Source organism: uncultured Campylobacter sp. (genome assembly GCF_938030685.1).
GTDB lineage: Bacteria > Campylobacterota > Campylobacteria > Campylobacterales > Campylobacteraceae > Campylobacter_B.
Genome location: NZ_CALHHX010000045.1, coordinates 1 through 10,608 on the forward strand (window position 1 = coordinate 1; position 10,608 = coordinate 10,608).

A 10,608-nucleotide genomic window follows, 5' to 3' on the forward strand; every position below is an offset into this window, starting at 1 on the left:
GAATTTACTACGATAAAATTCTAACCGGCGAGAAGGATAATATCGTCATAAGCTCTGTCGAGCACCCAGCAATCAGTGCGACCTGTGCTTTTTTAGAAAAAATTTGCCGCGTAAAGATCTCTCGCCTCGGCGTCGATAAAAATGGACAGATCGATCTTGACGAGCTTGCCGAAAAAATTAACGACAAAACCGCACTTGTTAGCGTGATGTGGGCAAATAACGAAACCGGCACGATCTTCCCCGTTAAACAGATCGCGCAAATCGCACACGAGCATGGCGCGCTGTACCATGCCGACGCAGTGCAGGCCGTAGGCAAGATAAAGGTAAACGTGCGCGATGCGGATGTGGATTTTTTGAGCCTTTCGGGGCATAAATTTCACGCTCCAAAGGGGGTTGGCGCGCTTTATATCAAAGATAGCAAGCCGCTTACGAGCCTGCTTCACGGCGGCGAGCACATGGGCGGACGCCGCAGCGGCACGCTAAATGTCGCGGGAATAGTGGGGCTAGGTAAAGCTTTGGAGCTAGCGAATAAATTTATGGATTTTGAGCGCACTCAGGTAAGCAGGCTGCGCGATAAGCTGGAGGATGCGCTTTTGCAAATTCCAAACGTTAGCGTCGTGGGTGATCGCAGCATCCGCGTGCCAAACACCATCCTCGCCTCGATCCAAGGCGTCGAAGGAGAGGCGATGCTGTGGGATCTAAATAAAGCGGGTATAGCCGCTTCTACTGGCTCTGCGTGTGCGAGCGAGGCGCTTGAGAATAACCCAATAATGGAAGCGATCGGCGCGGATAAGGAGCTGGCGCATACGGCGCTAAGGCTTTCGCTGTCGCGCTTTACGACGGAGGCGGAGATCGATTATGCGATCGAACATATTGGTAAAGCTATCGCCCGTCTGCGCGGGATTTCAAGCACATTTGCTTACGCGCCGCAAGGTTATGAGAAAAATAAAGGATAAAAAATGGCAAAAAATAGTTTGATAAACGGCTCGATCTGGGAGCAGTACTCGCAAAAAGTGCAGGAGCGTATGAATAATCCTCGCTATATGGGCGAGATTACCGAAGAGGAGGCGAAGGCTAGGGGCGGCAAGCTCGTGGTCGCGGACTTCGGCGCCGAGAGCTGCGGCGATGCGGTGCGGCTGTATTGGTTGATCGATCCTAAGACTGATAGAATTTTGGACGCTAAATTTAAAAGCTTCGGTTGCGGTACGGCGATTGCGAGTTCGGATACGATGGCTGAGCTTTGTATCGGAAAGACCGTCGATCAAGCGGTAAAGATTACAAATTTAGACGTAGAGCACGCGATGCGCGATACCCCAGATGAGCCCGCCGTGCCACCGCAAAAGATGCACTGCTCGGTCATGGCATACGATGTCATCAAGCAGGCTGCAGCGAATTATAAGGGCGTCGATCCTGCACATTTCGAGGATGAGATCATCGTGTGCGACTGCGCACGCGTGAGCCTCGGCACGATCAAAGAGGTAATCCGCCTAAACGACCTTCACACGGTCGAGGAGATCACGCAATACACTAAAGCGGGCGCGTTTTGTAAATCCTGCGTGCGCCCGGGCGGACACGAGGAGAAGGATTACTATCTGGTCGATATTTTAAAGCAAACCAGAGAGGAGATGGAGAGAGAGAGGCTTCAAGCTCAAGCCGAGGCGAGTGCCGCTACTAGCGCGAAAGTGGGAGCCGAGATGAGCTTTGAGCAGTTAAATTTGATCGGTAAATTTAAAGCGGTCGAAGGAGTGCTTGACGAGGATATCCGCCCGATGCTTCAGATGGACGGTGGCAATCTCGACGTCATCGACATCAGGCCTGCAGACGACGGCAAAACGGACATATATATCCGTTATCTTGGCGCTTGTAGCGGCTGCGCCAGCGGTGCGAGCGGTACATTATACGCGATCGAAAATGTTTTGCAAGAAAATCTAAGCCCGAACATCCGCGTAATGCCGATCTAAGCTTATCGGTCGCTACGTTTGCATCTTGGCATAGTTTTTAGCGAAATTTTAAGAGCTTGGGCTTTTGCGCGATTGATGCAGTGCTAAATTTTGCCCCTTAGCTAAATTCGCAATTAGACGCTAAATCTGCGTAGAATTTCGCCGTTTACTTTTAAGAATATCGCAAATTTCGCTAAGGTTTTCTAACGTGAAATACATCCGTAAAATTTTGTTTATAAATTTAATTAAAAGCTTTTTCGCTCGTGTAAGTTTTTTTATGAGATTTCGTTTGTAAATTGAACATAGAATTTCTCCGCGAATTTCATCTTTTCATAAATTTAGATGAAAATGCGCCATAAATCACAGAATTTTAGCTGGCTATAATTTCTTTTTATTATAATTGCGCCTTATTTCAACTAAAAGGGGAGCAAATGAAAGTATTTGTTTTGGCGGCTCTACTACTTGGTTTTCTATCTGCAAATTCTTTGGATCAGATCAAAAAAGATAGGCTCGTTTGCATAGGTGTATATAACGATCAGCCGCCGTTTAGTGCGCTCGTAGACGGCAAATATAGGGGATTTGAGATTGCTCTTGGCGAAAAGCTCGGTAAGGAGATTTTCGGCGATAATCCTGGCAAGGTAAAATTTATCCCAATCACGGCTTCAAGACGCATTAGCGCTTTACAGCGCAATGAAGCGGATATGGTGATTGCGACTTTTACTCCTACGCCCGCGCGAGCTAAGAAGGTGGATTTTTCGGAACCTTATTTTAAAGTGCAGGTAGGTGTGCTAGCCAAAAAAGACGAAAATATCACGAGTTTCGATCAGCTGCGCAAAAAGAGGATTTTTGTCATCAAACACTCTCCTATTCACAATTTCTTACGAAAAGCAGGCTTTAGAAAGAATTTAAACTTTTGCGCCAGCTCGGCTAAATGTTACCGCGCTTTCAAAAGGGCGAAAAATGCCGTGCATGTCGATGATAATCTAATCCTGCATGCATACGCGATCATCGATAATAAAACGCAGGTTGCTTTGGATGGTCTAGGTAAGCAAACTTACAACGCAATCGCCGTGCAGAAGGGCAATAATGCGCTGCTAGAGCTAATCAATACATCTTTAGCAGGACTAAAAAAAGACGGATTTTTGGATAAGACCTTTGATGATACGCTCGGGATTTTTTATCATGGCACGATCGATAAGAAGGAATTCTTGGTTGAATAAAATTTCGTGCAGAATTTAATTCGTGCGCCTGGTTTCCGCGTAAAATTCGATTCATTGTAACGACGGAGTTAAAAAATACGTTGCGGGCTTAATTGCTCTTAGAATTCGGTCTCGATTTTGCTTGCCTCTCCTAAAGTACAGATTTTATCGAAATTGGTGAGGCTATTTAAGACGCGCGCACCACTAGCGCGAAATTTCATTTTCGGAAGTAAAATTTTTAAGCAATTCGGCTGCATTTAAAATTTACGCAACTTTTATAGAGTCCGTTTCAATTTTACATCCCACAAAACCCGCGCTAGCTTGTAAATTTCTATTTTTTCAGCTCCAAATACCTGCTCCGTAGCTACAATTTTATGATTTAAATTTTAAAAATTCCTCTAAAAGGAGTTAAACTCCCAAGCGCTATTGCCGCCTCGGTATGGGGGAGTCGAAATTGCGCTTTGTATCAAAGGCAAATCCTATGTAAAGTAGGCGCCAAATGAGCAGGCGAAGCAAATAATTTCAAATTTAGCCTACCTGTCTTATCGGCGCCGCGAAGCTGCATATTACAAAGACCTGGCAAATGCAAAAAGCAATCGTAAAATTTTACCCCAAGAGCCAATCTCGATTTATTTCACCAGCTCGTAATTATACTCTTTCGTGCCGTCGAGTAGATTTGTGACGTTGTAGCCTCGCTCGTTTAGGGCTTTGGCGAGCTTGGCGCTGCGGTTGCCGCTGTAACAGTGTGTGATCATCTTTTTGTCTTTATTGGCCTCAAGCACATCCTTGTAATTTTCTAAAGGCTCGCCATCAGGAATATTTATCGCGCCCTTCATATGCCCCGCGTCGTAGTCCTGCTTCTGCCTAGCGTCGATAATTAGCACGTTTGGATCATTTGCTATTTTCAAAAACCCCTCCGCGTTTATGCTGCCGACCTTATACAGCTCATAGTCGTACTGCTTCACGCCGGGCGCATTCATAAGCACACTGAAGCCTTTTTGTTTAAGCAGATCAAGCGCCTTGCCGCTGCGGTTGCCGGTATTGCAATAAAGCACGACGTTTTTATCCTTGTAGGCGTTTATCTCATCCAGCCTGCTTTCAAGCTCTCCAAGCGGGATGTTGATCGCGTGTTTTAGGTGGCCGGCGGCGTATTCCTCCGAGCTTCTAACGTCAATGACCAGATAATTTTCTTTCGCTCTATTGTCCTCCTCTATTGCTGATAGCGCCGCGCCGCTTATGGCGTAGCCGTTAGACTGTTGCATCTCGGCGCCGCAAGTCGCAAAAGATCCCAATGCAGCCAGCAAAACCGCGCTTTTTAAAATTTTGTGAGAAATAAATTTCATATGTTTCCTTTGAATTTTAGCTTTTAAAGCGGGGGGATTATATCAAAAAATTTAGCTAAATAGTGTGAATTTACGCCGTTAGCAGATGTGAGCGATCAAGTAGGCGATTTGCTTGCAAAAGCAAAAGAGCGATAAAATTTAAAAGTTCGGTCAAGCGCCCGAGCAATACCAAAAGATAGGGGTTAAAATATATAGACTGCGCAAGTACGATAAGCGCTCTTAGACAAAAGTCACCTATAAGCACGCCGTATTCGTTATAAACACAGCTTTTTACCTCCTCGCCGCCGTGCGCGCAGACACTGCCGTCCGCATTCACGCTGCAGCTGCGAAGCATAAATTTGCTTCCACCTAGCAGCGGCAAAGCAAGCCCAAACACGACAAAGCCTATCCAAAACATCGGCGCAAGCGAGCCGCTGACTATCTTAGTCACGCTAGCCATGCCCGCAGCCTCGCTTCTCACGCTCGCAAACAGCGCTAGCACCGCAACGATCTCAAGCGCGACTAGCACGACGTGAAATTTATGCGCGCAGTGGCTTAGCCCGTGCCCGGCATTTAACGTAGCGGCGGCGTTCGCACTAAGCCCCGTAGAGATCGCGGAGATCGTAAATAAAATCGGCAGCCACACGCTAGCCCAAAGCGGGATCGCCTTTACGACGTAAAGCAGTAGCCCCGTATATCCCATCACTCCAAGCGCCAAAATAGCTCCGAGCGTGAGCATCATATCGCAAATTTTACCGCTCTTTTTGATCTGCAAAAGCACCAAAACGCTGACTACGATAAAAAACGTAAGTAGATACGTACCTATGCTCATCATCGAAACCGGGCGCGTATAGAGCTGTAAAATTTTAAGAGGATTTATCGCAGCGCTCGGCGCCAGGTCAAATAGCAAAAGCGCGGTTCCTATTATTACCGCAACGGGTGCTAGCAGAAAGCCGAATTTATAAAACCTCTCGTTTAACGAGCCCAAAAAGCCCTTATAAGCCAAAGCCGAGCACAAAAATGCCCCGGCGCCTAAACCGCCCAAAAATAGATAGATGACTATGAGCCATCCCCAAGTCGTCTGTACCATTGTCATTCCTTTAAATTTTTAAAAATTGCAGGATCTTTTAGTGCGCTTTTAAGCGCATCCATCTCGCTATTTAAGTAGAGATTTAAAAAGCTCCCGAAACTTTTCCAAACGTCTAAATTTGCATGCTCATCGCAGCGAGCAGCAAATTTGCAAAACCACTGCGACGGATGAGCGGCGATAAATTCCGCCTTTTTACGCAAAATTTCATTAAATTTAGCCTCATCCTCCGCCCTTAGCGCGCTAAAACTTAGAAAATAAAGATATTGCAACTCGTACCCGATGAAATCGTCGGGAAATTTATCAAGCTGCGCATCCTCTAGCTTTAGCCCAGAGCTTTCATAAAAGCTTCGCACCTGCATCGTCTTTGCCCCAAACATCGTTTGATAGTCGAAATACACCGACTCGTAAGGCTCGGCTTTAGGGCGCTTAGGGCCCACGAAGAGCTTATTGAATTCGTAGCGAATTTCATCGATTAAGCTTGGCTCGCTTTTGCATTTGGCAAATTCGAGGATAAACTTATGCTCTTTAAGCTTAGGCGCGAAATCCTGCGTCAAATTTAAAAGCTCGTTCAAATTTTCACCGGTAAGCGGCACCAAAAATACCTGCCTCAAAAAGTCCTCGACGCAAAGGCTCTGCTTTAAATTACGCATCTTTTGATCCTTAGTGGATAAACTCATTGCGCTTCATCCTAGGATAGAAGCGGATGTTTGGTTTTGTAAAAAAGTGCTTAAAGCCAGGCATCTCTTTCTCCATTCCTGCACTATCGCTCACATCGCTATCAACTAGCTTTAGCACGTCGCAAGGACAGCCCGCTACGCACGCAGGCTCCTCGCCGCGCTCGAGCTTCTCGGCGCAGAGGTTGCATTTTTGCGCTTTGCCGTCTTTGCCTTTGGTTATAGAGCCGTAAGGACAGGCTACGATGCAGTATCCGCAACCGATACATTTATCGTGTATCGGCTGAACTATGCCGTTTTCGAGCTTAATGTAAGCTCCCACGGGGCAGACGTCCATACATGCAGGCTCGTCACAGTGATGGCATGAATGCGTGATGAAAATTTCCTTTTCGATCTCGTCTTCATGGATTAGCATCATATCGACGTGGCGCCAGTTGATATCGGGGTCTTGGTTATGATAGACCTGACATGAAATTTCGCACGCCTTACAACCTATACAAAAGTTATAATCAAATAAAAATCCTTGTTTTCGTTTCATTTTATGCCTCCTGTTTTGCAGCTTTTTTTACTTCACAAAAGCTTGCAGTATAGGTCGATCCGTTGCCTAAATCACTCACTCCGTCCGAGCAAAGGATATTTGCTCCCGTGCGAGACTTGGTAACCTTAACCCAGATATTGTTCCATGCATAGACGATGCCCGGCTGCATCTGATTGGTTTCAACCGCCGTAAATATCGCCGTGCCCTTTTCGTTCGTGGCTTCAACCGTATCGCCCTCTTTGATACCGCGCGCCAGCATATCCTCGCGCGTCATAAATAGCTCAGCGTTGCCCTTTACTATGACGCGTTTTAGGATGTAAGGCATATTGCCCCAGTTTGAGTTATCCTGAAGCTGCGTGCCCGGCGTCATAAAATAAAGCGGATACTTTTTGAGATAACCGTCGCCGAAACTCTTATGTGCTCGGTAATAATCCCAATCGTCATCAAGATCGATCACTGGATGATAACCTGCCTCTTTGAATGTCTCAGAGTAGAGCTCGCACTTGCCGCTTTTAGTACCGAATACAAGCTTGTCCTTCGGCGCATAAGGGTAGTAAGGAAACTGATCTTTCATCGTCTCAGGAGTCCTAAACGGCTTAATCCAGCCTACGCTCTTTAGCTTTTCGTAGGTGATATTTTGCTTTTTGGCAAATTCCGTATCCAAAAACCTCCTGCAAACCGTCTCGCTATCCCAATCAAAGCACTCCTCTTTATATCCCATCGCCTTGGCTAGAGCGTTAAAAAATTCCAAATTCGTCTTGGCTTCGCCCAGCGGCTTGACGCTTTGGGCGTTGTAGCAGACGTAGCCCGAAATTTGATCGTTTTGAATATCTTCGCTCTCCATAAAGGTAACGCCCGGCAATACGTAGTCAGCGTAATCGCAGGTGTCGGTATCGTAAGGATCGATGACTACCAAGAAAAAATCGTCGTCCATCACGCGTTTTTTGATTAAATTCGTATTGGGCGCCGTTACCATCAAATTCGAGTTGTAGTTGATACAGGCTCGAATTACCGTATTTATCGGCTTACCTAGATAGGTCGGATTTTCCTTTTGGATACCTTTGCCAAATTCTATATAGCTTATTTGCTGGCGCTCTATCTTTTTGCCTTCCGCGTCTTTCGGCGAAAGATCTGGCATGCAGTTATCGAAGTTAAAGCAGCCCTTTACGTGCACGTAAGCCCAGAATAATCCGCCGCCAAGTTTTGTAAGGCAACCCGTAAGTACCGGCAAGAAAGTAACCGCTCGCACGAGCCTTGCGCCGTTAAAGTGCCTTTGCCCGCCGTCGCCGTGCATAATGGCGGGCGCTTTAGCATGAGCGTATTCTCGCGCAAAAACCTTGATCTGATCGACGCTTGCGCCGCACATATCGCTTAGTTCGCCGTAGGTGTAGAGCGAGCACTCATGAACTAGATCTTCAAAGCCGGTTGTATATTTTTCTACAAATTCATGATCATATAGATCTTCTTCTATCAAAAATTTGCAGACCGCTAGACAAAATGCCGGATCGCTTGAAGGCTTTAGCTGGATAAACATATCGGCTTGGTTTGCGAGCGGAATTCTGATCGTATTTATGACGATGATCTTACCGCCTCGCTTTTTGACGCGGTGGGCGAATCTAATCCAGTGCACCGCCGTATAGGCTTCGTTTGAGCCCCAGCTGATATACATATCGCTCTCATCCACTTCCAGCGCGTCTTTTGAAAAATCCGTACCGATAACGCTCGGCGTGCCCGCATAGCGCGGCCAGTCGCACGGGTTGCGCACAAGCCTCGTAGCGCCGTATTTTTCAAAGAAATTTCCAGGTGCGATCGTCTTTGAGATATGCCCTTCATTGCCCGAATAGACAAACTCCGTCAGAGCCTCGCCGCCGTATTTTGACTTTATCTCGGTGAGTTTTGCGGCTATCTCTTTTAGCGCTTGATCCCAGCTTATGCGCTCCCATTTACCCTCGCACTTTTTACCGACGCGCTTCATCGGATACATTATACGATCGGCATTGTATAGGTGCATTGCGTAGGTATGACCTTTGACGCAGACCGTGCCTTGCGTTAGAGGGTGCTTCGGATCGCCCTTGATGCTAACCATCTTGCCGTCTTTGATCTCTGCGATCATCGAACAGGCGTCGCGGCAGTTTCTAGGACAGGTGAGGTAGTGATACTCTACGCCCTGCTCGTTTTTATAGGATTTCGGTTTAAAATCCACCTCAAACTGCTCCATACCAAATAGGCTTGGAGAAGCTCCCGCCGTAGCTAGAGCCGCTCCCGCGCCTTTTAAGAAAGAACGTCTTTGCATCTCTTCTCCTTAAATGTGGGCTTTATTTCATATCGTATATGAAAACCTTATTTTCTTTGCCTTCACGCGAAAAAACATAAAATTTGCCGTCCTTCACCACAAGCGCTCTTGCGTTTGCCGCTCCGCTAAAACTATACGCATCCTCAATTGCATGCGTTTGTAAATTTAGCTTTAGAATAGTCGAGAAATTTTTACTCAAAAGATAAACGGCGTCAGGCTGAGCATCGATGCCCGTGACGTAATATTCGCCTAGGCTCCTGCTCTCTTTTAGCTTTAAATTTGAGCCGATTTGCGGAATAAATTCCTCCAAAATCATCTTATCGTCGCCGTCAAACACCGCCACGCTCCAATAATCCCTCACGTCGTTAGGCACGGACGCAACGATAAATTTATTCGCAGCCGCGTCGTAATCCCAGCCGAGGATATATTGCTGCTTCGCTCGAAGCGTGGAGAAGCGCCCTTTGTTACCGAGATCGTTTAGCTTCCATTTATCCCAACCCTCGCTCAAGTGCCTCCACTGGCTGTTTTGCTCCTCTGCACTAAGCCCGTCCGCAGGCTCATAAAAGACGAAGGTTTTATTAAAACTTATCATGCCGATCTCGTTTTTATACCACGTAGCACCTACGGTCGCCTCCATCTCCATTATAAAGTGGCGATCGTGCTTGCCGTATCTAAGCGGCTTTAAATTTTCGTCCGCAACGTAAAATTCGTTATTTTTAGAAACCAGCGCGAACTGCTTTTTATCTGCGTCGTAGTCTGCTCCAGTAATCGGCGCGTCGTTTTGTAAGCTTAGGCTCACTTCCGCACTCGGCGCACCAAGCTCCTTCACGCCTTCAAGTGCGCCCGCTTTGCTATCGAGATTAAACTCAAACCCAAACGCCAGAGCCGCTAGCGCCGTAAAAATCATCAGCTTTTTCATCTTTTTGCTCCTTAGTTTGGCAGATCCGGAAGCTCCGGATTCCAATCGAATCTAAAATCAAGCGCGCTTTGCCAGTGATCTTTTTCCCAAAACCATTTGGCAGGATCAAGACTTAATCTAGCCGGCGTGCTAGAGCCCAGATACGGCGGCGGGCCTGAGACGATGAAAGCCTGCACGCAGTTTGCGGCGATGATGACGATGAAGATTAAATTTGCAATTTTACCAAGAGGCAGATAGCGCAAAAACTCGCCGTATTCGCCGCTCGCGCTCTTTTTCATTATCTCGCCTAAATTTACCGCCTCTTTGTGCGCTAAAAGATACTCAAACGTGCAGCTCTCATCAAGCTTAAATTTCTCTTTCTTTAGCTTTGCTTCGATCCTTTCACGCTTGTCGCCGTACTCGGCTCTAAGCATTTCGAGCTTTTCTTTGTAAAAATCAGATAGGTATTTAACGAAAAGCATAGTTAAAACATAGTCTTTATAGTCGCTTCCGTCCATCGTGCCGCGAAATGTGTCGCAAGCTTTCCAAACGACGTTGTTTATGGTCTCTTGTGTGGTCTTTTGCATCTTAGTTCTCCTCTTTTATTAAATTTTCAAATACGCTTTTGTGATATTTTTGCTTTTGGGCTGCTAA

10 protein-coding genes are annotated in these 10,608 nt (G+C 46.6%); 3 read left to right on the plus strand and 7 right to left on the minus strand.

Annotated features, from left to right (window positions below; genetic code table 11):
* From Q0369_RS02115 to Q0369_RS02125, 3 genes are all read left to right on the plus strand, one after another.
* Positions 1-956: aminotransferase class V-fold PLP-dependent enzyme (locus Q0369_RS02115; protein WP_298095350.1), on the plus strand; the 956-nt coding region annotated here is incomplete at its 5' end.
* A gap of 3 nt (positions 957-959) precedes the next feature.
* Entirely contained in the window at positions 960-1,961 is a 1,002-nt protein-coding gene (locus tag Q0369_RS02120) for an iron-sulfur cluster assembly scaffold protein (protein ID WP_297903825.1), read from the plus strand.
* A gap of 410 nt (positions 1,962-2,371) precedes the next feature.
* Complete coding sequence (locus Q0369_RS02125) at positions 2,372-3,160, plus strand: transporter substrate-binding domain-containing protein (RefSeq protein ID WP_298095353.1); 789 nt, start codon at positions 2,372-2,374, stop codon at positions 3,158-3,160.
* A 608-nt stretch (positions 3,161-3,768) separates the two neighbouring features.
* Here Q0369_RS02125 and Q0369_RS02130 read toward each other — a convergent pair.
* From Q0369_RS02130 to Q0369_RS02160, 7 genes are all read right to left on the minus strand, one after another.
* Positions 3,769-4,482, minus strand: a complete 714-nt coding sequence (locus tag Q0369_RS02130) for a rhodanese-like domain-containing protein (RefSeq protein WP_298095356.1) — start codon at positions 4,480-4,482, stop codon at positions 3,769-3,771.
* A gap of 70 nt (positions 4,483-4,552) precedes the next feature.
* A complete protein-coding gene (nrfD, locus tag Q0369_RS02135; protein WP_298095359.1) occupies positions 4,553-5,551 on the minus strand; it encodes an NrfD/PsrC family molybdoenzyme membrane anchor subunit in 999 nt (332 codons plus the stop codon).
* Positions 5,552-5,553: 2 nt separating this feature from the next.
* Complete coding sequence (locus Q0369_RS02140) at positions 5,554-6,201, minus strand: molecular chaperone (protein WP_298095364.1); 648 nt, start codon at positions 6,199-6,201, stop codon at positions 5,554-5,556.
* 10 nt (positions 6,202-6,211) lie between these two features.
* Positions 6,212-6,763, minus strand: coding sequence for a 4Fe-4S dicluster domain-containing protein (locus Q0369_RS02145; protein ID WP_298095367.1), 552 nt, complete (start codon positions 6,761-6,763; stop codon positions 6,212-6,214).
* A gap of 1 nt (position 6,764) precedes the next feature.
* Entirely contained in the window at positions 6,765-9,056 is a 2,292-nt protein-coding gene (locus tag Q0369_RS02150) for a molybdopterin-dependent oxidoreductase (RefSeq protein WP_298095369.1), read from the minus strand.
* Between the two features lie 22 nt (positions 9,057-9,078).
* Positions 9,079-9,975: a hypothetical protein gene (locus Q0369_RS02155; RefSeq protein ID WP_298095372.1), complete on the minus strand. Its 897-nt coding sequence runs from the start codon at positions 9,973-9,975 to the stop codon at positions 9,079-9,081.
* A gap of 11 nt (positions 9,976-9,986) precedes the next feature.
* Complete coding sequence (locus Q0369_RS02160; protein ID WP_298095374.1) at positions 9,987-10,541, minus strand: type I restriction-modification system subunit M N-terminal domain-containing protein; 555 nt, start codon at positions 10,539-10,541, stop codon at positions 9,987-9,989.
* Positions 10,542-10,608: the final 67 nt, after the last annotated feature.